Source organism: Ruegeria sp. Alg231-54, assembly GCF_900143525.1.
Taxonomy (GTDB): domain Bacteria; phylum Pseudomonadota; class Alphaproteobacteria; order Rhodobacterales; family Rhodobacteraceae; genus Ruegeria.
Genome location: NZ_FREZ01000022.1, coordinates 15,593 through 37,940, shown reverse-complemented (window position 1 = coordinate 37,940; position 22,348 = coordinate 15,593). Strand labels below are relative to the sequence as shown.

Sequence of the window (22,348 nt, the reverse complement as noted above, 5' to 3'; positions counted from 1 at the left end):
GTCTGACAAGGTACCCCCTTACATCGCCAGTTCCATTTGGTGAGGGATAGGTGATGTAGTCTGCATGGATATCGGGATCGTTGAATGAAACCTGCTCGGCCAAAGCATAATTCGGGCTAAGCATGCTCAGCAATGCGACCGCTGACAAACCACCAACCGCGAACTTACCGGCGCGGTCCAGGAACTGGCGCTTGGTGATTTTGCCGTGCGCGTAAAAGTCGTACAGGTCCAGAAGTTCCTGGTCGAAGTCCTTTGCCGTCATGCGAGTCATGGTGAATCTCCTAATGAGTCGGCAGATCAAAGGGTCGTGGTTGGTCTGAGTTTTTCAGCGGGCTGCTAGGACACACCCATTGGCAATTCTTTTTGCGCGTACTGTTCGCGCAGCACGTTCTTTTGAACCTTTCCCATTGTATTGCGCGGCAGGTGCGGGACAAGTTCGTAGCGACGCGGATGTTTGAATCGCGACAGCTTGCCTTTGATGGTCCCCGCGATCTGTTCCATGTCAAGTTGCGAGCTGGGCTCAGCAACCAGAGTGGCAATGATAGCTTCGCCAAATTCGGTGTCGGGAATGCCAAAAACTGCCGATTCCAAGATACCATCAATGTCGTTCAGGACGTCTTCAATTTCTTTGGGATAGACGTTGTAACCACCTGTGATGATCAGGTCTTTTGACCGTCCTACAATCGACAGATAGCCATCCTGGCTGTACTGGCCCAGATCGCCGGTGATGAAGAACCCGTTTTCCCGTAGCTCTTCGGCGGTTTTCTCGGGCATCTGCCAATAGCCTTTGAACACATTGGGCCCTCGTACTTCGATCATTCCAACCTCGCCCCGGGGCAGCGGTTCTCCAGATTCAGGATTGGTGACGATGACCTCGGTGCCAGGTAGCGCCATGCCGACAGTTCCTGCGCGGCGTTCGCCTTTATATGGGTTTGAGGTGTTCATGTTCGTCTCGGTCATGCCATAGCGTTCAAGTATGCGGTGGCCCGTGCGCGTTTCGAACGCCAAATGGGTTTCGGCCAGCAATGGGGCTGAACCGGAAATGAATAGACGCATGTTCTTTGTAATTTCTTTGGTGAAACCGTCATCCGCCAGCAATCTGGTGTAGAAAGTGGGGACACCCATCAGAAGGGTCGAGTGGGGCAACTCTTCCAAGATCATACCAATGTCGAACTTTTCCATAAGCCGAACTTTGGCACCTGCGAGCAATGATGTATTCATCGCCACGAAAAGCCCATGTGTGTGAAAGACTGGCAGCGCATGAAACAGGCGATCGGCGCTGGTGATAGCCCACAAATCCACAAGAGCTTGGGCATTGGACAGCAGGTTTCGCTGACTTAGCATTGCACCCTTCGAACGGCCCGTAGTGCCTGATGTATATAGCAAAGCCGCAAGGTCGTCCGGTGCGCGATCCACGGTTTCGAATACGCAGGGTTGTGCGTCAGCCTCTACGCTTAGGCTTGGACTATCGCCGCCGAGGGTCAGCAGCTTTGCGCCCGATTGGGCTGCCATTTTTTTGATTTCAGCTTCATCGTCGCTGTCGCAAATGATCATCTCCGGTTGAGCATCAGAGATGAAGTAGTCCAACTCTGCCATGGTGTAGGCAGTGTTAAGTGGCAGGTAGACAGCACCTGCCTGAACCGAAGCAGCATAGAGCGCAATCGTATCAGCCAGCTTGGGGGCCTGCACTACGATGCGATCCCCAGGAGAAACTCCGCTGTTCTGCAAAACATGCGCGATCTGTGCGGCGCGCTTCAGAAATGCGTCATAGGAAACCACCTTGCCATCATCGAGTTGCAGGAATGGAGCTTTGTTGCCCTCGTGGCGGGCAAACAAGCTGTCGTAGAGGGTATTGGTCACGCTGTATTTTCCCTTGGTTTGATCGCAAGCGCCGCAGTTGAAGCCGCACGAACTGAACGCGAGGCTTGGATCGTAGCACGTGTCGCGAATTCTTCGTGGTGACGTTCTGTTTTGTTCAAATCGTAAAGGTAGTTGACCATCGCGCCTCCGGACTGGGCGCGCCCATTTGGCGACTGATCTGCGTCAGCGTGCAGCTCATGAAGTTCAGCACCATTGCCCAGATGAAAGCGGGCCACGGGATCTAACGGCATCCCGTCTTCGCGCTTCGCAAGCAACAAATACCGGGCGGCCATCGCGCGCACGTCTTGCGCTGAGGCCGTCGCTGCCAGTACGGCCTGGGCGGTATGGCCGTGCTCTGGATGTTCTGTTTCGCCGGCCAGCCAACGGCTAAGCCCTGGTATAGGCGATAAGGTCACAAAGGTGTCGAGACCTCTAAGCTCTCGCGAAAGTTCGGTCACAACCTGTTTGATCAACAGGTTCCCAAAACTGATTCCTGCTAAACCCTTTTGGCAGTTTGAAATGGAGTAGAACGCCGCGACTTTTGCATGCTCGGCTTCAATCGGTTCTCGAGCTTCAGACAAAAGCGTATCGATCGCGCCCGGGATTTCAGTTGTAAGGGCCACCTCGACAAATATCAGCGGCTCATCGGGCATTGAAGGGTGGAAGAACGCAAAACAACGACGGTCAGGTGGGTAGAGCCTGCGCCTCAAGTCGTCCAGATCGTTGATCTGGTGAACCGCCTCATATGCGACGATCTTGTCCAGAACGCGGGCAGGCGTATCCCAGCTGATTTGCTTGAGAACAAGAAAGCCTCGATTGAACCAGCTTCTCAACAAATGGACAAAATCAATATCGGTTCGCTTGAGTTCGGCATCAGATTTGAGAAATCGCAGTAGATCAACGCGCATAGCCACAAGTTCTTGCGTCGCACCAGACGGCTGGTTCAGCCGACGCAATAACTCTTGCCGCCTGGGTTCTGCGGATTCACTAAGCTTTTGATACAGATCGACACTTCGATCATTGGCATAGAGGCGCGCCGTGTCAGCGAGTTTTTCTGCGTCTAACTCAAGCTGGTCATTCAAGTAGACAAAAAAGTCCAGTTTTCCCGCGTCATCCAGGGTCTGGTAGCGGTCAAGTATGGTGGACGCGAGCGTGAAGCCCGATACCTCACCTTCTGTGGACAAAAGCGCCTCGCAAAGTTCAGCAATGGATCGTTTGTCATCCTTGCCACGCCTTTTGTCAGGACGGTCCAGCAATTGGTTTAATAGATCGCCCAGAAACCAATTCCGTTGCATTTCAGGTATCCATCTGGCTGCTCAGGTACTCACCCGTTCGACGGTAGTGATCGATCAAGTGCTTGGTCGCGCTGTCTGCGTCATGATCTAGTGCGGCGTCCAGAATGTGATGATGTTCGGCGGCGATGTCCCGCTTTTTATAGCTCGAACCGCCCGCCGCCAGATAGCGGTAGCGAATGTTCAGGTCGTAAAGCTGCGAGCAATATCGCAGTAGCAATGGCAGTTTCGAATTGTCCAACAACGCCATGTGAAACGCTTTGTGAGCGTCTTCAAAGTCGTGTGCCCCATTTTGGCTGGCCTTTTTCATATGGTGGTGACGCAAAACAAGTCGATCCTCCCAGGCCGCATCCGCGTTGGCGATGGAGGCACGCAACGCGGTTTCCTCGAGGTTGCATCGCAACAGAAGAATTTCCTCGAAGTTACACTTGCTCACTGGCGCAGCCCTAAACCCGCGCTGGTCCATCCGTTCGACCAACATGTCTGAGGTCAAAAGGCTAAGAGCCTCGCGAACTGGACTTGCGCCAGTGTTCAGAAGGCTGCGGAGTTGCTCGATCTTAAGTTTTTGTCCGGGTGGCAATTCGCCGGTCAGGATCATTTCGCGCAGCCTTCGATACGCGCCATGAGTGGCTGATGTCTCTTTGCCCTCGGTATCAAGCATGGCGTCCATATCTGACTGTTCCTTTTTGGCGGCAAAAACTCTTGAGTGCTCTTAACTGAGGGCGCTCGTGCCAGTCGATAGACCAACTGAAAGGTTCAGCGATCCCTCGTTTATCATCCAGCGCCGAAGTACAAAGCTGCGCGCCCCGCTTTTGTGCATGGGGTCGCCCTCGGCCAACTTCCGCGCGGCTTCAAGACTGTCAGCGCGATAGATGATCAGGCCAACCCCTTGCATATGCTCACCGGTCTCATCCGACATCGGCCCAGCAAAAGCCAACTTTCCCGCGCGTTCAAGATCCGCCTGATACGCCAAGTGATCCGGAAGGGATGCTTTTACGTCTTCTGGCGCTTTGGTCGGGGTGCTGAGTGCAACATAAAGCTCCAGTGCCAGCGCGCCACGGCTTTTCGCTTCTGATTTATAATCTGCCCAAGCAACCATCGCGGATCTCCAAAAATATCGATATTATTTGACATATGGCAAAATAGTCGGCAAAAATCAAGCGAACTGACATGGATGGTGAAAATGAAATACCTGGTGGGAGAAACCTCGGAAGGCACAGCGGTTTTTGCTGTAAACGGCGAAAACGCAGTGAATTTAACGGCTTTGGACCCTGTCGTCGGTTCGGATTTGATGGGTTTGATAGCCAAGCCTGAGCTGGCCGACTCACTTGCCAGCAAAATTGACGCGGCAGACAGTGTGCCCGTGTCTTCCATCACTCCGGCATTGCCCGTTGCCGCTCCCGGAACGATCATTTGCATGGGATTGAACTACACCGACCACATCAAGGAAGGCGGGTATGATATCCCGGAGTATCCGACGCTGTTCATGCGCGGGAAGAACTCGATCATGGCGGCGGGGCAGCCCATGGTGCGGCCTACCTGTTCTGAGAAGCTAGACTACGAAGCCGAGCTTATGCTGATCGTTGGAAAAAGAGGTCGGCATATCTCGGAAGAGGACGCACTGGATTATGTCTTTGGCTACACCGTGTTCAACGACGGGTCGCTGCGGGACTATCAGCGCAAAACCGTTCAATGGACGCCGGGCAAAAACTTCGATGATACGGGCGCGATCGGTCCTTTCACCGTAACGCCGGACGAACTGCCCGAAGGGGCTTCCGGTCTGAAGATCGAAAGCCGCGTGGGCGATGAAATCCTACAAAGCTCGAACACGGCCAACATGATCTGGGGCGTTCGTCAGGTCATTGCGACGATTTCGGAATACACCACTCTGGAGCCCGGAGACCTGATTGCGTTGGGCACACCACCGGGTGTCGGTCACGCCAAAAAGCCCAATCCACGTTGGCTGAAGCCGGGTGAAACCGTGGAGATCGAGATTGAAGGTATCGGCATTTGCTCCAACCCGATCATCGACGAGAAAGACGCCAAGTCAAAGGTGGCCGCAGCATGAGCGCACCAACCGGGGCAGAACTGGAGGCACTTCGCGCCAAGGCGCAGCAGGATCATCGCGATCTGCGCGAACGGATTCCACGTTTGTCGGATGACGCGATCGCCTTGATCCTGCGAGAATCCAGATCGCACTACGCGTGGACCGACAAGCCTGTTTCCGACGACCTACTTGAAGAGATCTACGACATCACGATCAATGGCGCGACCAGCATGAACACGTTGCCCGCGCGCTTTATTTTCGTGAAAAGCACTGAAGGCAAAGAACGGCTTGCCAAGTCGCTAAAGCCGAAAAACGTGCCAAAGATGATGGATGCACCCGTCACGGCGATCATTGCCTATGACTTGGACTTCTGGAAGGAACTGCCGTTTCTTTTCCCGCACGAAGATCGGCGGCCTTTGTTTGAAAACAAACCCGAATACGTAGCGGACACGGCCTACAGAAACGGCACTCTGCAGGGCGCGTACTTCATGATTGCGGCCCGGGCTGTCGGGTTGGACGTTGGCGCCATGTCAGGCTTTTCGAACAAGATCGTCGACGAGGAGTTCTTCGCGGGAACAACGCTCAAATCGAACTTTCTTTGCAATCTGGGCTACGCGGATGAAACCGGTTTGTTCCAAAAGCTTCCGCGTTTCCCATTCGAAAAGGTTTGCTCATATGTATGAGGAGGTAACCCTGTGGCCATGAAAGTGAAACCTGTTGTGACTTACCGCACGACAGCTCAATGCCCGACACATGCGCGTACCGAGATCCCAATTCGCGATCTTGATGTGGTTGTCGACGAACCCGTCGAACGCGGCGGAACAAATCTTGGCCCGTCTCCGACCGAAACCGCAATGGCAGCCTTGATCGCCTGTACGAATGTCATCGGGCACAAGAATGCGCACCGTTTGGGAATTGATCTTGGCACGGTGACAATCGACGCGAAATGCAGGTTGGATCGGCGCGGTGTCCTGATGGAGGAGGAAATCGATGTTCCGTTTCCTGAAATCGAACTCACCGTGAAGTGTGACACACCCGCCAGTCAGGAGGAACTGACACGGGTGGGCGAAGAAACAGCCAAGTATTGCGCCATCGCAAAACTATTTGAAGCGGCAGGCACGGACCTGACCGTCAACTGGGTCAAAACAAAAAAATAAAGATAAAAGGCCCGACTTTCTGGGAGGAGAGAAATGAAAATCTGGACCAAACGCAGCCTTATCGGAGCTGCTCTGGCAAGCGTCATGGCGCTGCCTACCGCAGCAGAAGAAACTATTTCTGCCGTTGTCATCGATGGCTACCCGGACCGGGCATTGTGGGTGAAAGAATTCACCAACTTCTTCATTCCGGAAGTGGACAAACGACTGGCTGACGCCGGCAACTACAAGATGAACTGGCAAGAGAATTATGGCGGTTCAATCGTAAAGCCGAAAGGCGTTCTGGAAGGTATCCAGTTGGGCCTTGGAGACATAGGCATCGTTACAACCATCTTCCATTCCTCGAAGCTGCCAAGCCAGGGTATTTCGGGATCGACACCCTTTGTGGCATCGGATTCCCGTGCCGTGGCCAAGGCTGTAGATGAAATCGCGCGCGAATACCCGGCGATGCAGAACGAGTTTGCCGCACAGAACCAGGTCTATCTGGCCACGGGTGTTGTTCTGGACACGTATCAGATTTTCTGCACGGAACCGGTTGCCTCGGTTTCGGACCTTGAGGGGCGCAAGATTGCCGGTGCTGGCCTCAACTTGCGGTATCTCGAAGGCATCAAGGATGCGGCAGGTGTGCGCGGTGGGCTGACCGATTTCTACAACATGCTTCAGACGGGTCTGGTTGATTGTGGAATGCTGTGGCCCGAAGCGGCGAAGACGTTCAAGATCGCTGAAGTGGCGCCCTATATGCTCAAGGCCGATCTGGGTGCTGTGAATTCAAAAACCATTACGGTCAACGCTGACTATTGGGCAAATTTGCCGGACGAGGTCAAAGACGTGTTGACGGCGGTTGCCATCGATTACCGTGACCATGTCGCCGGTATCGCGATGGACAGGGCTGCTGCTTCGCGGGATGCTTACGTTGAGGCCGGTGGAACGATCGTTGAGGTTTCGGACGAAGACCGCGCCGCATGGGCAAACGCCATGCCGAATGTCGCGCAGGAATGGGCAGCGACACTGAATGACAATGGTGAACAGGGCACAGAGATGCTGGCCGCCTATCTTGGCAAGCTTCAAGACGCCGGTTTCACCGGAGTGCGCGACTGGACGGCCGAATAACCGTCTGGCGATCCACGAAAGGGGCCTTTCATGCTGAAGACCGCAGTTTCCGGCCTGTCGCGGGTCGCCAATTCACTTGCAATCGCCGCCAACGCTTTGGGTACGCTCGTCGTCCTGGCGTTGGTGGTTGTTCTGAATGTCGACGTTATTGCACGTGGTCTGTTTTCAGCCCCATTGCGTGGCACATATGAGATGGTGCAGTTTTCGGTCGTGATGATCGTCTTTCTGCAGTTGGCGGACGTGGTCAGAGTTGACCGGCTAACACGCTCGGACGGGTTCCTGAACCTGCTGCACCATCGGCGCCCGGGCCTGACAGCCAACCTGAGGCGCATCATCAATGCCATCTCGGCGATCTTTATGGCTTTGATTGCGTATGTGACATTTCCTGAATTCCTACACATGTGGCAGACACAGGACTACTTCGGGGTGCCCGGTCTTTTCACATTGCCATGGTGGCCAGTCAAACTGGTCATAGCGTGCGGTACTGCGCTTGCCTGCGTGATCTTCCTGCTAAAGGTCGTCACGGCGCAGGACCGTCCGCAACTTATTCGCACCCCTGAACATGACGAGGCCGCAGAATGACGCCGATTGAGATTGGCCTGATCTCGGTCGTTGCCATTGTTTTCCTGATTTACGCGGGTGTCTATATTCCGATCGCTCTGGGCGTCGTCTCGTTCGTGTCGATCTGGTTGATGCGGGACAACTTCACGCTAGCGCTTAACCTGCTGAAAGTGGCGGTCGGCGACAGCGCGATGGAATATAGCTTCGCGACTATCCCGCTGTTTACCTTTATGGGGCTCATCGTTTCAAAAGCCGGGTTAGGCAGGGACATTTACGAAGTCATGACCATGCGGTTTCGCAAGGTCAAAGGCGGGATTGGAATGGCGACGGTTGGAGCCAACGCCGTCTTTGCCGCCGTGACCGGGTCGTCCATTGCATCCGCATCCGTGTTCACCAAAGTCTCGGTGCCGCAGATGATGGCGCAGGATTACAACCCACGCTTTGCTGTTGGCGTGGTGGCCGGGTCCTCGGTTCTAGGTATGATCATCCCACCTTCCGCGATGCTGATCATCTATTCCTTTGTCGCCGAACAATCGGTGGGGGACATGTTCCTGGCGGGGATTATTCCGGGGATCATGTTGGCGATCGCCTATGTTGGTGCGATCTGGGCCATGGGCCGATTCACACCGGCGTTCGTCGGTGGCCGCATCGTGGCAGATACCGAATGGATGTCCGGGCGCGAGATTGCGTCCAAAACGCTACCAACCCTGTGTATCATCACTATCGTTCTTGGCGGTATCTACACCGGTTGGCTTACTGCGGTCGAGGCAGGAGCAGCCGGTGCCTTCGTGGCTTTGATCATCGCTGTCCTACGCAGGTCCATGTCCTCAAAAGCGTTCTGGGACGCGCTGCTGGAAACCGGTCATATCACAGCGGCGATCCTGTTCCTGATCACTGCGGCTTCGATCTACAGCCGCATGCTGGGCCTGGCGGGGCTGCCCAACCAGTTGCAGGACCTGCTTGCAGGAAATTCGGCGTCCTTCTGGTCGATCATGCTGCTCTACGTGCTTTTGATGCTGTTTTTGGGAACATTACTCGATACCGCATCCATCATTTTGATTGTTGTCCCGTTGTTCCTGCCTATGGCCGAAGCGCTGGATATGTCGCTGATCTGGTTTGGTATCATCACCGTGGTCGGCGCCGAAATCGGGCTTTTGACCCCGCCACTAGGCATATCCTGCTTCGTCATCAAATCGACGATCAATGACGACCGCATCTCGCTGAAAGACGTGTTTATGGGCGCGCTGCCCTTCGCCTTTGTAATGCTAATCGTTCTGTTCATTCTGATCGAGTTCCCGATCCTCAGCCTTGCCCTGATTTAAGGAGGCCAAGATGCGCTCTGTCACCAAAGACAATATCACCGATGTGTTCATGGGATACCTGTCCAAGGATACTGATCCGCGGATGCGTGAAATCATGGGGTCTCTGGTCAAGCACCTCCACGATTTCGCCCGTGAAACCAACCTGACGCATGACGAATGGCGCACGGGAATTGCATTTCTGGAGGAGTGCGCCGCTGTGGAAACCGAAGATAGGCATGAGTTTGTCTTGGCCTCGGACGTGTTGGGACTGTCATCGCTGGTGGATATGCTCCATTCAACTCCAGATGCCACAAGCTCGTCTGTTCTTGGGCCTTTTCACGTTTCTGGCGCACCGCCACTGCCATTCGGTGGTGATATGAAGCGTCACTACGGTGGGCCGGTTTTGCTGGCCGAGGGCGTTATCTGGGATGCAGAGGGTAATCCGATTGGCGGTGCAGAGCTCGACATCTGGCAAACGGCGCCAAATGGAATGTATGCAAGCCAGGATGAAGAACAGGACACCTTTTCTTTTCATGGCCTGATGACAACTGGTGAGGACGGTAAGTATGCATTCACGACCGTCAAGCCAGTCGAATACACCGTGCCGTCAGACGGGCCTGTCGGGGACATTCTGCGCGCCTGCGGTCGCCATCCTTGGCGACCGTCGCACCTGCACTATATCGTTAAGGCACCCGGGCACCGTTCCTTAGTTACCGAGATTTTCCCCGACGACGATCCCTACCTGGATCAGGATACAGTGTTTGGTGTTCGGGATGACCTGGTAATGACTTATGTTGAAAGGCCGGCTTCAGAATTTCCCGAAGGCATGGAACTTTCTGGCAAGATCACTGAACCTTTCTTGCACGTAAAGTTTGATGTGAAGCTTGCCAGAGTTTGAATGCTATTGAGGGTGGTGCGGTGCTGAAACATACCTTAATTTTAGGTGCAACGCTTCTTTGTGGTACTGCCATCGCAGAAGAGCGACCGATCTTCGATGCGCATATTCATTACAGCCATGATGCCGTCAAACAGGTTCCTCCCGAACAAGTTGCCAAAATCCTTCGGGACGCAGGCGTGCGCAAAGCACTGGTTTCCAGCTCGGATGACAACGGTACCCAATTACTGTTGGCCGCAGCGCCGGACATTGTTGTTCCAGCCCTTCGCCCCTACCGTCGCCGCGGTGAGATCAACACCTGGATGCACGATGAAACGGTAATCGGTTATCTGGAAGCAAATCTGGCGAAGAACGAATACAAAGCCATCGGCGAGTTTCACGCTTATGGTGATGATATCAAAACACCGGTCATCCAGCATATGATCTCGCTGGCAAAAGAACGGAACCTAATTCTGCATCACCACGGCGATCGAGAGGCCGTTGACCTGATTTTTGAGGCCTGGCCCGAAGCTCGTGTATTGTGGGCCCACTCTGGCTTTGACGACCCGGCCAGTGTGACTGATGCCTTGGAAACCTATCCAAGGCTTTGGACCGATCTTGCGTTTCGCTCTGATATGGTCTCGCGGGGCCGTGTTGACCCAGATTGGAAGGCTGCGTTCGAAGCGCACCCGGATCGGTTTATGGTTGGTACGGATACGTTCGCTCCAGAGCGTTGGTACTACGTAGGCCCTCATGCTGATTTTTCACGGGAGTGGTTGGATTTGCTTCCGGACCAGATCGCAGACAACATCGCATACGCAAACGCAGAACGTTTACTGGCATCAGAATGATCCGCTGGGTTGTCTGGTTTCTAGTATCATCTGGCGCGGCCGTCGCTTGTGAAACGGCAGGGCAACGCATGAGTTCGGAAATTCAAAACGCACCCAAGGTGCATGTGGCGCTCGACGAAATTCGATTGTCCCAACCGTTTTCTATTCTTCTGACAGTCTGTGATGATGTTGCCGTGAGTGAGGTGCGCGTCGATGCAATAATGCCTGCTCACCAACACGGGCTAAACTACGCCCCCAAAATCACCGCATTAGGCGATAGGGTGTTTCGTGCAGATAACATGCTGTTTCACATGCCGGGGCTGTGGGAACTGCGAGTTGACACCAACTTTGGCAGGCGATCGATATCCTACACTTCCGATGTCGTGCTAAAATGAAGGTGCTGGTGACAGCGGCGTTTGTAGTCCTAGCAGGGGCCGTTCGTTCTGAAGTCCTGTTGTCTGATGACGAAATTCAGCAAACGTTGTCCTTCGGACCATGGCCAATTTCGCTTCAGTCGGATCCAAGCAACAGGGTTTCAAGCGATACAAGAGCGATTGCGCTAGGAGCGGCCTTGTTCAACGATCCGGTGTTGTCAGCCGACAGCGCATTTTCTTGCGCAAGGTGTCATGACCCTGAACAGGCATTTACCACGTCCGACGCGCGAGCATTTGGTCGCGTCCTGGTAGATCGAAACACTCCATCCCTGCGGAACCTTGCTGGTCTCCGCTGGTACGGTTGGGGCGGTAAGAGCGATAGCCTGTGGGCAGCTAGCTTGCATCCGATCATCGAAGAACAAGAGATGGCGCACAGTAAAGAAAGCCTAAAGGCAGCTATCTCGGAAAGTATCTACATTGATGATTTTGAAGCCATATTTGGCGACATCCAGATTCAAGATCCAGAACTTGTGCTGGTGAACACTGCCAAAACGCTATCCGCTTACTTGGAAACATTGGCAACCGGCCGGACGCAATTTGACGATTTTCGCGATGCATTGGAGAACCAAGATTTAGCAGCCGCTGCGAACTACCCCGAAGCTGCCCAGCGAGGTCTTCAGCTGTTCATAGGGCGTGGAAACTGTGTTTTTTGCCACAATGGTCCGAGATTTTCCAACAATGAGTTCCATGACGCAGGCGTTCCATATTTTCTGAGCGAAACCGAGGTCGACGACGGGCGGTTCGGTGGATTGAACTTTTTGCTTTCAAATGCTTACACATTGGACGGCAACTGGAGCGACGATGCAGAAAAGCAAGGTGCATGGGTGGTTCGCAGTGTCCGCAGGAGCCACTCAGATTTTGGGACCTTTCGTACGCCAAGCCTACGGGGCGTGGCCGAAACCGCGCCTTATATGCATGACGGCAGCCTGATCGACTTGGATGCGGTAATCAGGCACTACAGCGAAATTGATACGGAAAGGTTGCACGCCGACGGTGAAGCCATTCTTTCGGAGTTGAGTTTGTCTGAGCAGGAGATTGCAGACTTAACTGCATTTTTAGAGTCACTGTCCAAAGTGCCTTAACACAGCGCTTGTGTTAACGGCTTGGAAATGGGCTATCTGGCTTGCGGTTTTGGAGACCGTTGTAGACCTTGGTGTCTGAGCATTTTCTCTTCAAGAAAGTGCTCTCCCGAGTCTTTTCCAATTATAGTGTACGATTGAGTCAGTCGGGGTACACGGTTCAACCGAACCCAAACTTCGCTTGTCAGGTCATTGAAAAGTTTGGTGGATATTGGCGGCTGTCTCAAGAAGCGCTTGTTCAATAGTTTCTTTTTGTCGTGAAAACCGTGTCGTTGGCACCGGGATGGAGATTGCGTGCAAATCTCCAACCCAATCTACGAAGGAAAATCCTATTGCCGACACACCGGCAGAATGCTCGTCCATGTCATAGGCAAGGCCTTGTTCTCGGATCACGGCCAGTTCGGACAAAAACTCATCTAAGTTCCTCTGGATTCCGTTCCGGTCCCATTCGTTTCGAATTAGCTTGATCGCATCTTCTTTACTGAGTTTGGCAAGACATGCTTTGCCATTCGCCGTGGTGGTCAAAGGAAAAACCTCGCCCACTTGCGAAACTGTCGTCAAACGGTATACGCCGGGAACCTGATCCAGAAAAACCATACCGATACCGCGCATAACCGCTAGGTCAGTTGTTTCTCCGGTCTTTTGTGTCAGTTCAGTTAAAAGAAGCCGGCAGTGCTCGACAATGCTGTATTGGGCCGCTCCGGCAAGGGCGTTCAGTTCAGGGCCGAGCCGCAGACCGCCTCCATTCGCATCGGAAATAACAAACTTCTCTTCCGCAAGGGCACTTGTGATTCTCTGTACCGTAGAGCGGGGCAGGTCAACGCGTTCGGCAATTTTCCCCAGGCTCATTCCGGACTGGCTTTCCTTCAGGACACGCAGAATCGAAGCTGCCCTTGAAATGACCTGAATGCCACCTTTGTCATTTTTATCAGGCATTTACACCTCCTCTTCGTTTCTTGGTTCTGCCGCTGCGGGTGTCAGGCGCACCGGCAAGCTGTACCACTATGCGGTGCAAGTCAACCGTAATGTGAGTTTTAAGTTGACCGCATTGCGGTGCGTATGCATCATGATACGGGACAGGTGGGGAGGCCACCCATTCAATTCAAATCGACCAACGCCGCTTCGCCGGCGAACAGAGGAGATATGCCCAATGGTTGAAATCCGCGGCATTGAGTTTCAGGCAAACACCGACAATGACATGGGGTTGGAGTTCTATAACCTGAGTCACAGATACGGGTTCCAGTGTCCCAACTGGCCCTATTTCAAAGACGTCCAGATCGACCGAAAACACTATATGGCCAAGTCGGGCGTATTGTCGCAAACGATTACCACGACCATGCACGTGACCACGCATATCGATGCGCCGGCGCATGTTGTTCAGGGAACGCCGTTCATCGACGAGGTACCGCTGCCGCATTTCTTCGGTTCGGGCCTGGTGGTTTCTGTCCCCAAGAAAAAGTGGGAGCAAATCACAGGCGATGATCTGGAAAAGGCTTGCGGGCATGCGATCCGCAAGGGCGACGTTCTGATCATCAATACCGGTTGGCACAAGCAGTACGAAGATGGTGACTACTTCGCCTACTGCCCGGGTCTTGTCCCTTCAGCCGCCGAGTGGATGATCGAAAAAGGTGTGAAAGTTGTCGGGCATGACACCCAGGCAAACGACCACCCGCTGGCAACAGCCATCGGCCCGCAGCGAAACGGTCCGATCATGCCGCATCTTGAGAAGGAATATCTTGAGTGGTCAGGTGGAACTCCTTGGGAAGTTGACTTCCCTGAGTGGGAACCGGTGCACAATATGCTGTTCTCCAGAGGTATTCTTGGAATTGAAAATGTTGGCGGTGACCTTGATGCGGTGACCGGCAAGCGATGCACCTTCGCATTCTTCCCTTGGAACTGGGACCGTGGTGATGGCTGCATCATCCGCTTGGTGGCGATGATCGACAAGAACCAGTCCTATCGCATCGAAGCTGGCGAAGAATTCTGAACACTCACGGACCGGTCGCCGGTTCGCCGGCGGCCACCATTACTATAATCCTGAGCGGAGACGAACATGCATCTGAAGCGGTTTAAAGACGCCCAACCCTACGAAGCACCGAACCACTTTGGATGCCACGGGCTTCGGTTGCAGGGGTTCGAGGAAGGCGGGCCGACAAATCAATGGATCGGCTTTAGTCAGTTCCTGCCGGGTGGAGGTGCGGGCCCGGACTCTACGCCGTTCGAGAAGGTCTACGTGGTTTTGGACGGCGAAATGACCGTCATCGTTGATGGAGTGGGAACCACCCTCGGACCCATGGACAGCTGCACGATTGTGCCTGGCGAAGTGCGCAAAATTGAAAACCGTTCGAACCACACCTGCAAGATGCTTGTCGTCATTCCGTACCCGCCAGAAAGCTGAGGACGAATAGTATGTCTAATCCACTCAAGATGTTTGATGTTAAGGACAATGTCGCACTGATCACGGGGGCCTCTGGGGCTTTTGGCATGGTGGCCGCACGTGTTCTTGCCGGGGCCGGTTGCAACTTGGTTTTGGCAGCAGGCAACCAACAAGCGCTCGATGAGATTGCCAAAGAGTGCGAGGAACTCGGAGCTGCTGTTGTAACAGTGAACACACGCCCAAACGATGAAGCGTCATGCGACGCGTTGGTCGATGAAGCGGTCAACAGTTTTGGCAAGCTGGACATTCTCGTCGTCGCGTCCGGTATGAACAAAGTCGCTCCAATCAACGAAATGGCTCCCGAAACCTTTGATGCGGTGATGGATGCCAACGTCAATCAAAGCTGGTTACTTGCGCGTTCGGCTGCGAAACAGATGAAGGTCAGCGAATATGGCAAGATCATCTTCGTCAGTTCCGCTCGTAGTATCCTTGGCCACCCGGCTGGCTATACTGCGTATTGCGCATCAAAGGCTGCAGTAAACGGGATCACTAAAGCCTTGGGGTGTGAGCTAGGGCCGACTGGAATTACCGTCAACGCGATCGCGCCGACAGTGTTTAGGTCTCCTTTGACAGCTTGGATGTTCGAAGAAACCGACGAGGCCAAAGCGGTGCGCGATGGCTTCCTTACCCGTGTTCCCAAGGGGCGACTGGGTGAGCCAGAAGACCTTGCCGGTCCTCTACTGTTTCTCGCGTCGCGCGCATCTGATTTCTACACCGGGCATATCCTTCATGCCGACGGTGGATATACGGCGGGCTAAATGATGGTGCGTAAAAAACAGCAGATGGCAGTGATTGGCGCAGGCCTGATGGGCCATGGCATTGCCCTGACTTTAGCGAAGGCCGGTCAATACGTCGCCATCACGGATCCGGTGAAAGAAGCCCGGGATACGGTGTCAGAGCGCATTCGCGCCAGCATGGCGGCGATGGGGGATGACGAGGATAAAATCACAAAGACCCTCAAGATGATTGAGATCTTTGCGACAACGGAAAGCGCGGTCCGAAATGCGGACGCGGTTTTCGAAGCGGCGCCGGAAAAATTGGAACTTAAGCAAGCGATATTTGCTGAAATCGAGGCGCACGCACCAGAGACTTGCATTCTCGCATCCAATACTTCGGTCATGCCGATCACTCAGATCATGTCTGGTTTGCGGCTGAAAAACCGGGCCATCGGAACGCATTGGTGGAACCCGCCGCATATGATCCCGTTGGTCGAGGTCATCAAGACTGAGTGGACAGACCCAGAGACTGCACAGACAATGTACGATCTATTGAAGGATGCCGGAAAAACTCCGGTGATGGTCGAAAAGGATGTGCCCGGCTTTATCGGTAATCGCCTTCAACACGCGTTGTGGCGGGAAGCGGTCAGTCTGGTGGAAAACGGTATCTGCGACGCAGAGGCGGTTGATACCGTGATCAAGTCCAGCTTTGGCCGCCGGCTGGCAGTGCTTGGACCGTTGGAGAACGCTGACCTTGTTGGCACCGATCTGACGCTCGATATCCACGAAAACGTGCTGCACGATCTTGAGGCGCACAAGGGCCCTTCATCCTATCTCAGGGCGCTTGTCGATGCGGGCAAGCTGGGCATGAAATCCGGAGAAGGGTTCAGGAAATGGGCCGAGGGCGAGGCGGATGAAGTTCGCCAGCGTGTCGCAACGCATCTGAAGAATCTCGAGAAGACTTTGTAAGATCAATCAAACACTGGCGGGAGGCCGGTGAAGGGAGGACGCAATGACAAGGACTTTCAAAACAGCCACAAGGCGTGGTTTCATAGCCGGTGCCACAGCGGCAATCGCTGCTCCGGCCATCCTTCGGGCAACGCGAGCCTATGCCGCGAACCCGACGCTGCGGATCGGCAATGTCAGCCCGCGCACCGGACCACTGGCCGGTTTTGCCGAGGCCGACGAATATGTGTTGCAAGCTATCCAGCAGGTCTTTTCGGCCGGGTTGAACAACAATGGCAAGACCTGGAATGTCGAGATCATTTCAAAAGACAGCCAGTCCAATCCAAACCGCGCAGCCGAGGTCGCCGCTGACCTGATTCTGGGAGATGAGGTCGATATCATTGTTGCGGCTTCAACGCCGGACACGGTGAACCCTGTCGCCGATCAGGCAGAGATTAATGAAGTTCCCTGCATCACAACCGACTGCCCATGGCAGCCGTACTTCTTTGGCCGCAACGGCGTTCCGGGCGAAGGGTTTGAGAACACCTATCACTTCTTCTGGGGTCTTGAAGACGTTATCGCCGCGTTCCTCGACATGTGGGACAAGACAGGCGTGGCCAAGACCGTGGGCGGTCTTTTCCCCAATGATGCCGATGGCAATGCCTGGGGTGATGCGGAACTGGGTCTGCCCAAACCGCTTGCTGCTGCAGGATACACGCTGACCGATCCCGGTCGCTATCAGCCGTTGTCTGACGACTTCTCAAACCAGATCGCAGCGTTTAAGGCGGCTGGATGTGAAATCGTTACCGGCAACATGATCCCGCCGGATTTCGCAACGTTCTGGAGCCAGGCCGCACAGCAGGGGTTCAACCCCAAGGTTGTCACGATCGGCAAGGCGCTGTTGTTCCCGTCTGTCATTGAATCGCTCGGCGATCGTGGCGATGGATTGTCGACCGAGGTCTGGTGGTCTCCACATCACCCGTTCTCGTCCTCGCTGACCGGCATTTCGTCGAAACAACTGGCAGAAGGGTACACAGCAGAGTCGGGGCGTCCGTGGACGCAACCGCTTGGCTTCAAACACGCTCTGTTCGAGGTCGTCGCGGACGTGATCAAAAGGGCTGATGATCTGGAAGACCCGTCTTCGATCATCTCGGCAATCACATCCACGAACCTAAACACAATCGTCGGGCCGGTGAACTGGGGTGATGGGCCGATCAACAATGTCACCAAAACACCGCTGGTCGGCGGTCAGTGGCAGAAGTCCGGAGACGGGTTCGAGTTGCAGATCGTTGCAAACAGCACCGCGCCCGAGGTTCCGGTGACGGCAGACATGAAGCTGCTGGGCTGACCAATTGTTCGGCGCCGATCTTGGCGCCGAACCCTTCATCCGAGAAAAGCATGACAACAATCCTGAATCTCCAAGACCTAAGCAAAGCATTTGGCGCAGTCACTGTCGCCGATGCGCTGAACTATCAGGTCCAACAAGGTGAGGCACTTGGGGTGATTGGCCCCAATGGCGCCGGTAAAACCTCGATGTTCAACCTGATTACAGGAACGCTGAAACCGAATTCCGGACGTATCGACTTTGATGGTCAGAACGTCACCAAATGGAGCGCCGCAAGACGCAGCCATGCAGGGATCGCACGTTCGTTTCAGGTCCCGCAGCCGTTTTCGGGCATGACCGTTTTCGAAAACGCCATGATCGCTGCCACGCAATCGGCTGGGCTGCGTGGGCACCAAGCTGAACGGTTTTGTCTGGAAGTACTGGATCAAACGGAGCTGCTGCCAAAGGCAAACGTTCTTGCAGGTAGCCTGACATTGCTGGAACGAAAACGCCTGGAACTGACGCGCGCTCTTTGCGCCAAGCCAAGATTGCTGCTGCTGGATGAAATCGCCGGTGGGCTGACCGAAGCCGAGTGCAAATCACTGGTTCAAACCATCAAGGACATTCATGCCTCCGGCGTCACCATCATCTGGATCGAACACGTTGTGCACGCCCTGTTGGCCGTTGTGGACCGCCTGATCGTTATCGACTTCGGAAAGAAGATCGCCGAGGGCGAGCCGCAGGCAATCATGGAAAGCACTGAGGTCAAAGAGATATATCTGGGGATCGAAGCCGATGCCTGATCCAATTCTCCAGACACGCGGGTTGAACTCTTTCTACGGCGACTTCCAAGCGCTCTACGACGTCGAACTGGACGTGGGCGAGGGCGAAGTCCTTGCCATTATTGGTGCAAATGGTGCGGGAAAAACCACCTTGATGCGGTCCATCACAGGGTTGCTGACGAACGGACCGGGTCAGATCCACTACCGGGGGCAGGATGTCAGCCGACTTCGAGCGGACGAGGTTGCCGAACTTGGCCTCGCCATGGTTCCAGAAGGTCGTCAATTGTTCCCCTCTTTGTCAGTCAAAGAAAACCTGATGATAGGTGCGCAAGTTGGCCGCAAAGGCCCCTGGGATCTGAAAGCCGTCTATGATCTATTTCCAATTCTTGAAGAGAGAAAAGATCAGGCCTCTACTTCGCTCTCTGGCGGTCAACAGCAGATGGTTGCTATCGGGCGCGCTCTCATGGCCAATCCCGATTTGATCCTCTTTGACGAAGTTAGCCTCGGGCTGGCGCCGATAATCATCAAAGACATCTACGAAGCGCTGCCCGGTATTATTGGCGAGGGTATGAGCGCGATCATCGTTGAACAGGACATCACCAAGGCACTGTCGGTCTCGAGCCGGGTCTACTGCTTGCAAGAGGGACGCGTTTCGCTGGAAAGCGCGTCTGACACCGTTTCGCGCGAAGACATCTCGCGCGCTTATTTCGGGATCGAATAACATGGAATGGCTGAACGCTATCGTGCAGGGAACTCTACTCGGCGGGCTATACGCCCTGTTCGCGGCAGGGTTGTCATTGATCTTTGGAGTCATGCGGCTGGTCAATATTGCCCATGGTGACCTGATTGTGCTGGCCGCATATCTCGGGCTGACGGTTACGACCGCGACGGGAATGCATCCGATGGCCGCGTTGGTGATCGTTGTTCCCGCCATGGCGTTGATCGGATATGCCCTTCAGCGCGGCCTTCTGAACCAAACTTTGGGCGACGATATTCTTCCGCCCTTGCTTGTCACCTTCGGCCTGAGCGTGATCATCCAGAACGGGTTGCTGGAGGTCTACACCGCAGACCCCCAAACATTGAATGCCGGTGCGCTGGAAACAGCAAGCGTTGCCGTGGGCGGTGTGGCACTCGGAATCTTACCGCTTCTCACTTTCGGTATCGCCATCGCGGTGATCTGGGGGCTGCAATGGACCTTCTATCATACCGCTTTGGGGCGCGCGTTCCGTGCCGTTTCGGACAATCAGGACATCGCCCAGCTCATGGGCCTTAATCGTCGGCACATCTTTGGTCTGGCCATGGCTCTGGCCCTGGGTGTGACTGCGATTGCCGGTATCCTGCTTGGGATTCGGACTAGCTTTGATCCCTCAATCGGCGGCGGTCGTCTGATCTTTGGCTTTGAGGCCGTCATTATCGGGGGGCTCGGCAACCTGTGGGGTACACTGGTTGGCGGCGTGATCCTTGGTGTTGCGCAGACCATCGGTGCCAAGATCGATCCGGGTTGGCAGGTGCTTGCTGGCCATATCGCCTTTCTTGTCATTCTTGCCGTTCGTCCGAACGGCCTCTTCCCGAGGATTTCAGGATGAATCTGCAGGACTATTCCGTATCTCGATCGTCAAAAGCAGCCCGGGTTGCTGCGATCCTTGCGGCGGTCACTCTACTCGTTCTGATAGCAGCGCCCTGGTGGGCGGGCCGCGCTGACATGCGTCTGATGGGCGAGTTGTTTCTCTACCTATCCCTCGCCACCCTTTGGAACCTCATGGCGGGTTACGCCGGTCTCGTCTCGGTTGGTCAGCAGGCCTATGTGGGCTTCGGTGGTTATATGCTCTTTGCGTTGACGATGTTGGGCGGGCTGCACCCGTTGGCCGCCATCGCAGCGGCGGGAGTGCTGGGGGCTTTGATCTCAATCCCGGTTGCTGTTCTGATCTTCAGGCTAAGGGGCGCCTATTTCGCCATAGGCACCTGGGTCATCGCCGAAGTCTTTCGATTGAGCTTCGCGCAAATCTCAGCGCTTGGCGGAGGATCGGGGTCTTCGCTCCCCGTTGCCATCGTGAAATCGCTGGCGTCGGGTCGTGCGATGCGAGAAGCGCTTAGCTATTGGCTGGCGCTCGGGGCCGCTGTTCTGGTGGTGACAGCCGTGTATCTCTTCCTACGCTCGCGGCAAGGGTTGGCGCTGACGGCAATTCGCGACAACGAACTGGCTGCCGGTAGTCTTGGCATTGATATCTGGCGCACAAAGTTCATCGTATATGTCGTCACATCGGCATTCACAGCGATGATCGGCGCGCTCATCTTTTTGCAAAAACTGCGCATTTCGCCGGATGCGGCGTTCAGCGTCAATGACTGGACCGCCTTTGTTATCTTCATCGTGGTGATCGGCGGCATCGGAACCATCGAAGGGCCGATTATCGGTACGTTGGTTTTCTTCGCCCTGCGCGAAACACTCGCAGACCTCGGTACAACTTATCTGATCGTTCTCGGCGTTGTCGCAATCGTTGTCATGCTCAAGGCGCCAAAAGGCATCTGGGGCGTTATCCGCAGCCGTTATGACCTGCAACTTTTCCCGCTGGGCTATCGCGTCAAGCACATCGGACAATCCAAGGAAAACTGAACCCATGGCCCGTCAGAAAAAAACGATCATCACATGCGCCGTAACCGGCGCTATCCACACGCCAACCATGTCGGATGCACTTCCGTACACCTATGATGATATCGCGCGTCAGGCGATTGACGCTGCCGAGGCCGGCGCGTCGATCCTGCACCTGCATGCGCGCAACCCCGAGAATGGCTCACCATCGGTCGACCCGAATGACTTCGCACCTTTCCTGCCGCGCATCAAACAAGCGACAGATGCTGTCGTGAACCTGTCGACCGGTGGATCGCTGACTTTGTCTATTCAGGACCGGATCAAACCGGCCAAGACCTTCAGCCCCGAAATGTGCTCGATGAACATGGGTTCGATGAACTTCTCGTTTCATCCGCTGGCTAACCGGTATGGCGATGACGATTGGAAGTTTGATTGGGAGAAGGACTATGTCGCAAATTCCGATCAGAACATATTTCGCAATACATTCCGGGACATTCGCGAAGCGGCAGAAACCCTGGCCCCACATGAGATCAAATTCGAACACGAATGTTACGATGTCGGCCACTTGTACAACCTGAAATTCTGCATGGATATCGGGTTGTTCAAGGCACCCATATTCATTCAATTTATCTTTGGCATCCTCGGCGGCATCGGACCCGAGGTCGACAACCTGATCTTCATGAAACGCACCGCCGACCGGCTTTTTGGTGACGATTATCGGTGGTCGGTTTTGGGGGCTGGCGGGGCACAGATGTCGCTTGCCACGACGGCAAGCCAGATGGGTGGCAATATTCGTGTAGGGCTGGAGGACAGCCTATTTATTTCTCGAGGCGAACTAGCCGAGAGCAATGCTCAACAGGTGTCCAAAATCCGCCGCATCGTAGAGGACTTGGGCAGTCGGGTAGCTTCTCCCGACGAAGCCAGGGAAATTCTGGATTTGAAGGGGGGCGATCGGGTAGCATTTTAGCAGAAAAGGCGGCCGGTACTTTAAAAAAACTAAATGTAGATTGGGTCA

25 protein-coding genes and 1 pseudogene are annotated in these 22,348 nt (G+C 54.6%); 20 read left to right on the top strand and 6 right to left on the bottom strand.

The window, feature by feature from the left end:
• The 5 genes and pseudogenes from DHN12_RS22760 to DHN12_RS22740 all read right to left on the bottom strand — a co-directional run.
• Positions 1-271, bottom strand: a pseudogene (locus DHN12_RS22760) (dienelactone hydrolase family protein); the annotation flags it as partial.
• A 65-nt stretch (positions 272-336) separates the two neighbouring features.
• Complete coding sequence (locus tag DHN12_RS22755) at positions 337-1,860, bottom strand: malonyl-CoA synthase (protein ID WP_108862233.1); 1,524 nt, start codon at positions 1,858-1,860, stop codon at positions 337-339.
• A complete protein-coding gene (locus DHN12_RS22750; protein ID WP_108862232.1) occupies positions 1,857-3,155 on the bottom strand; it encodes a malonyl-CoA decarboxylase in 1,299 nt (432 codons plus the stop codon). The genes DHN12_RS22755 and DHN12_RS22750 overlap by 4 nt, the downstream gene beginning before the upstream one ends.
• A gap of 1 nt (position 3,156) precedes the next feature.
• Entirely contained in the window at positions 3,157-3,813 is a 657-nt protein-coding gene (locus DHN12_RS22745) for a GntR family transcriptional regulator (RefSeq protein ID WP_234416760.1), read from the bottom strand.
• 51 nt (positions 3,814-3,864) lie between these two features.
• The gene (locus tag DHN12_RS22740) at positions 3,865-4,251 is read right to left on the bottom strand and encodes a YciI family protein (RefSeq protein ID WP_108862230.1); all 387 of its coding nucleotides are present in this window, start codon (positions 4,249-4,251) and stop codon (positions 3,865-3,867) included.
• 84 nt (positions 4,252-4,335) lie between these two features.
• On the opposite strand from DHN12_RS22740, the gene DHN12_RS22735 reads away from it, so the two are divergent.
• From DHN12_RS22735 to DHN12_RS22690, 10 genes are read left to right on the top strand one after another with little or no spacing between them, the layout of a single operon-like run.
• Positions 4,336-5,220: a fumarylacetoacetate hydrolase family protein gene (locus tag DHN12_RS22735; protein ID WP_108862238.1), complete on the top strand. Its 885-nt coding sequence runs from the start codon at positions 4,336-4,338 to the stop codon at positions 5,218-5,220.
• Positions 5,217-5,882, top strand: coding sequence for a malonic semialdehyde reductase (locus DHN12_RS22730; protein WP_108862229.1), 666 nt, complete (start codon positions 5,217-5,219; stop codon positions 5,880-5,882). Before DHN12_RS22735 ends, DHN12_RS22730 begins: the two co-directional genes overlap by 4 nt.
• Before the next feature lie 18 nt (positions 5,883-5,900).
• Positions 5,901-6,356, top strand: coding sequence for an OsmC family protein (locus DHN12_RS22725; RefSeq protein WP_108862228.1), 456 nt, complete (start codon positions 5,901-5,903; stop codon positions 6,354-6,356).
• A 33-nt stretch (positions 6,357-6,389) separates the two neighbouring features.
• Positions 6,390-7,463 carry a C4-dicarboxylate TRAP transporter substrate-binding protein gene (locus DHN12_RS22720; RefSeq protein ID WP_108862227.1) on the top strand — a complete coding sequence of 358 codons (1,074 nt, stop codon included), beginning with the start codon at positions 6,390-6,392 and terminating at the stop codon, positions 7,461-7,463.
• Positions 7,464-7,493: 30 nt separating this feature from the next.
• The gene (locus DHN12_RS22715) at positions 7,494-8,045 is read left to right on the top strand and encodes a TRAP transporter small permease (protein WP_108862226.1); all 552 of its coding nucleotides are present in this window, start codon (positions 7,494-7,496) and stop codon (positions 8,043-8,045) included.
• Entirely contained in the window at positions 8,042-9,346 is a 1,305-nt protein-coding gene (locus DHN12_RS22710) for a TRAP transporter large permease (protein WP_108862225.1), read from the top strand. The genes DHN12_RS22715 and DHN12_RS22710 overlap by 4 nt, the downstream gene beginning before the upstream one ends.
• A gap of 10 nt (positions 9,347-9,356) precedes the next feature.
• On the top strand, positions 9,357-10,223 hold the full coding sequence (locus DHN12_RS22705; RefSeq protein WP_108862224.1) for a dioxygenase: 867 nt from the start codon (positions 9,357-9,359) through the stop codon (positions 10,221-10,223).
• Complete coding sequence (locus tag DHN12_RS22700) at positions 10,220-11,050, top strand: amidohydrolase family protein (RefSeq protein ID WP_234416759.1); 831 nt, start codon at positions 10,220-10,222, stop codon at positions 11,048-11,050. The genes DHN12_RS22705 and DHN12_RS22700 overlap by 4 nt, the downstream gene beginning before the upstream one ends.
• Positions 11,047-11,424 (top strand): hypothetical protein, encoded by a 378-nt coding sequence (locus DHN12_RS22695; RefSeq protein ID WP_108862223.1) that lies wholly within the window; start codon positions 11,047-11,049, stop codon positions 11,422-11,424. Before DHN12_RS22700 ends, DHN12_RS22695 begins: the two co-directional genes overlap by 4 nt.
• Positions 11,421-12,545 carry a cytochrome-c peroxidase gene (locus tag DHN12_RS22690; RefSeq protein ID WP_108862222.1) on the top strand — a complete coding sequence of 375 codons (1,125 nt, stop codon included), beginning with the start codon at positions 11,421-11,423 and terminating at the stop codon, positions 12,543-12,545. The genes DHN12_RS22695 and DHN12_RS22690 overlap by 4 nt, the downstream gene beginning before the upstream one ends.
• 186 nt (positions 12,546-12,731) lie before the next feature.
• Here DHN12_RS22690 and DHN12_RS22685 read toward each other — a convergent pair whose 3' ends face one another.
• Complete coding sequence (locus tag DHN12_RS22685) at positions 12,732-13,478, bottom strand: IclR family transcriptional regulator (protein ID WP_108862221.1); 747 nt, start codon at positions 13,476-13,478, stop codon at positions 12,732-12,734.
• Between the two features lie 214 nt (positions 13,479-13,692).
• On the opposite strand from DHN12_RS22685, the gene DHN12_RS22680 reads away from it, so the two are divergent.
• The 10 genes from DHN12_RS22680 (at position 13,693) to DHN12_RS22635 (ending at position 22,300) form a co-directional block, all read left to right on the top strand.
• Positions 13,693-14,529 (top strand): cyclase family protein, encoded by an 837-nt coding sequence (locus DHN12_RS22680; RefSeq protein ID WP_085823200.1) that lies wholly within the window; start codon positions 13,693-13,695, stop codon positions 14,527-14,529.
• A gap of 66 nt (positions 14,530-14,595) precedes the next feature.
• Entirely contained in the window at positions 14,596-14,940 is a 345-nt protein-coding gene (locus tag DHN12_RS22675) for a cupin domain-containing protein (RefSeq protein ID WP_108862220.1), read from the top strand.
• 11 nt (positions 14,941-14,951) lie between these two features.
• Positions 14,952-15,737: an SDR family NAD(P)-dependent oxidoreductase gene (locus DHN12_RS22670; RefSeq protein WP_108862219.1), complete on the top strand. Its 786-nt coding sequence runs from the start codon at positions 14,952-14,954 to the stop codon at positions 15,735-15,737.
• Complete coding sequence (locus DHN12_RS22665) at positions 15,738-16,664, top strand: 3-hydroxyacyl-CoA dehydrogenase family protein (RefSeq protein ID WP_234416758.1); 927 nt, start codon at positions 15,738-15,740, stop codon at positions 16,662-16,664.
• A gap of 43 nt (positions 16,665-16,707) precedes the next feature.
• Positions 16,708-17,988, top strand: a complete 1,281-nt coding sequence (locus DHN12_RS22660) for an ABC transporter substrate-binding protein (RefSeq protein ID WP_108862218.1) — start codon at positions 16,708-16,710, stop codon at positions 17,986-17,988.
• Positions 17,989-18,038: 50 nt separating this feature from the next.
• A complete protein-coding gene (locus DHN12_RS22655) occupies positions 18,039-18,767 on the top strand; it encodes an ABC transporter ATP-binding protein (RefSeq protein WP_108862217.1) in 729 nt (242 codons plus the stop codon).
• Positions 18,760-19,467 carry an ABC transporter ATP-binding protein gene (locus tag DHN12_RS22650; RefSeq protein WP_108862216.1) on the top strand — a complete coding sequence of 236 codons (708 nt, stop codon included), beginning with the start codon at positions 18,760-18,762 and terminating at the stop codon, positions 19,465-19,467. The genes DHN12_RS22655 and DHN12_RS22650 overlap by 8 nt, the downstream gene beginning before the upstream one ends.
• Before the next feature lies 1 nt (position 19,468).
• Positions 19,469-20,332, top strand: coding sequence for a branched-chain amino acid ABC transporter permease (locus DHN12_RS22645; RefSeq protein ID WP_108862215.1), 864 nt, complete (start codon positions 19,469-19,471; stop codon positions 20,330-20,332).
• Complete coding sequence (locus tag DHN12_RS22640) at positions 20,329-21,357, top strand: branched-chain amino acid ABC transporter permease (RefSeq protein WP_108862214.1); 1,029 nt, start codon at positions 20,329-20,331, stop codon at positions 21,355-21,357. The genes DHN12_RS22645 and DHN12_RS22640 overlap by 4 nt, the downstream gene beginning before the upstream one ends.
• Positions 21,358-21,361: 4 nt before the next feature.
• The gene (locus DHN12_RS22635; RefSeq protein ID WP_108862213.1) at positions 21,362-22,300 is read left to right on the top strand and encodes a 3-keto-5-aminohexanoate cleavage protein; all 939 of its coding nucleotides are present in this window, start codon (positions 21,362-21,364) and stop codon (positions 22,298-22,300) included.
• The last annotated feature ends 48 nt before the right edge of the window (positions 22,301-22,348 follow it).

Coding starts and splice junctions, on each gene's coding strand:
- DHN12_RS22750 (WP_108862232.1), bottom strand. CDS start 3,155: ATGCAACGGAATTGGTTTCTGGGCGATCTATTAAACCAATTGCTGGAC.
- DHN12_RS22745 (WP_234416760.1), bottom strand. CDS start 3,813: ATGCTTGATACCGAGGGCAAAGAGACATCAGCCACTCATGGCGCGTAT.
- DHN12_RS22740 (WP_108862230.1), bottom strand. CDS start 4,251: ATGGTTGCTTGGGCAGATTATAAATCAGAAGCGAAAAGCCGTGGCGCG.
- DHN12_RS22735 (WP_108862238.1), top strand. CDS start 4,336: ATGAAATACCTGGTGGGAGAAACCTCGGAAGGCACAGCGGTTTTTGCT.
- DHN12_RS22730 (WP_108862229.1), top strand. CDS start 5,217: ATGAGCGCACCAACCGGGGCAGAACTGGAGGCACTTCGCGCCAAGGCG.
- DHN12_RS22725 (WP_108862228.1), top strand. CDS start 5,901: ATGAAAGTGAAACCTGTTGTGACTTACCGCACGACAGCTCAATGCCCG.
- DHN12_RS22720 (WP_108862227.1), top strand. CDS start 6,390: ATGAAAATCTGGACCAAACGCAGCCTTATCGGAGCTGCTCTGGCAAGC.
- DHN12_RS22715 (WP_108862226.1), top strand. CDS start 7,494: ATGCTGAAGACCGCAGTTTCCGGCCTGTCGCGGGTCGCCAATTCACTT.
- DHN12_RS22710 (WP_108862225.1), top strand. CDS start 8,042: ATGACGCCGATTGAGATTGGCCTGATCTCGGTCGTTGCCATTGTTTTC.
- DHN12_RS22705 (WP_108862224.1), top strand. CDS start 9,357: ATGCGCTCTGTCACCAAAGACAATATCACCGATGTGTTCATGGGATAC.
- DHN12_RS22695 (WP_108862223.1), top strand. CDS start 11,047: ATGATCCGCTGGGTTGTCTGGTTTCTAGTATCATCTGGCGCGGCCGTC.
- DHN12_RS22690 (WP_108862222.1), top strand. CDS start 11,421: ATGAAGGTGCTGGTGACAGCGGCGTTTGTAGTCCTAGCAGGGGCCGTT.
- DHN12_RS22685 (WP_108862221.1), bottom strand. CDS start 13,478: ATGCCTGATAAAAATGACAAAGGTGGCATTCAGGTCATTTCAAGGGCA.
- DHN12_RS22680 (WP_085823200.1), top strand. CDS start 13,693: ATGGTTGAAATCCGCGGCATTGAGTTTCAGGCAAACACCGACAATGAC.
- DHN12_RS22675 (WP_108862220.1), top strand. CDS start 14,596: ATGCATCTGAAGCGGTTTAAAGACGCCCAACCCTACGAAGCACCGAAC.
- DHN12_RS22670 (WP_108862219.1), top strand. CDS start 14,952: ATGTCTAATCCACTCAAGATGTTTGATGTTAAGGACAATGTCGCACTG.
- DHN12_RS22665 (WP_234416758.1), top strand. CDS start 15,738: ATGATGGTGCGTAAAAAACAGCAGATGGCAGTGATTGGCGCAGGCCTG.
- DHN12_RS22660 (WP_108862218.1), top strand. CDS start 16,708: ATGACAAGGACTTTCAAAACAGCCACAAGGCGTGGTTTCATAGCCGGT.
- DHN12_RS22655 (WP_108862217.1), top strand. CDS start 18,039: ATGACAACAATCCTGAATCTCCAAGACCTAAGCAAAGCATTTGGCGCA.
- DHN12_RS22650 (WP_108862216.1), top strand. CDS start 18,760: ATGCCTGATCCAATTCTCCAGACACGCGGGTTGAACTCTTTCTACGGC.
- DHN12_RS22645 (WP_108862215.1), top strand. CDS start 19,469: ATGGAATGGCTGAACGCTATCGTGCAGGGAACTCTACTCGGCGGGCTA.
- DHN12_RS22640 (WP_108862214.1), top strand. CDS start 20,329: ATGAATCTGCAGGACTATTCCGTATCTCGATCGTCAAAAGCAGCCCGG.
- DHN12_RS22635 (WP_108862213.1), top strand. CDS start 21,362: ATGGCCCGTCAGAAAAAAACGATCATCACATGCGCCGTAACCGGCGCT.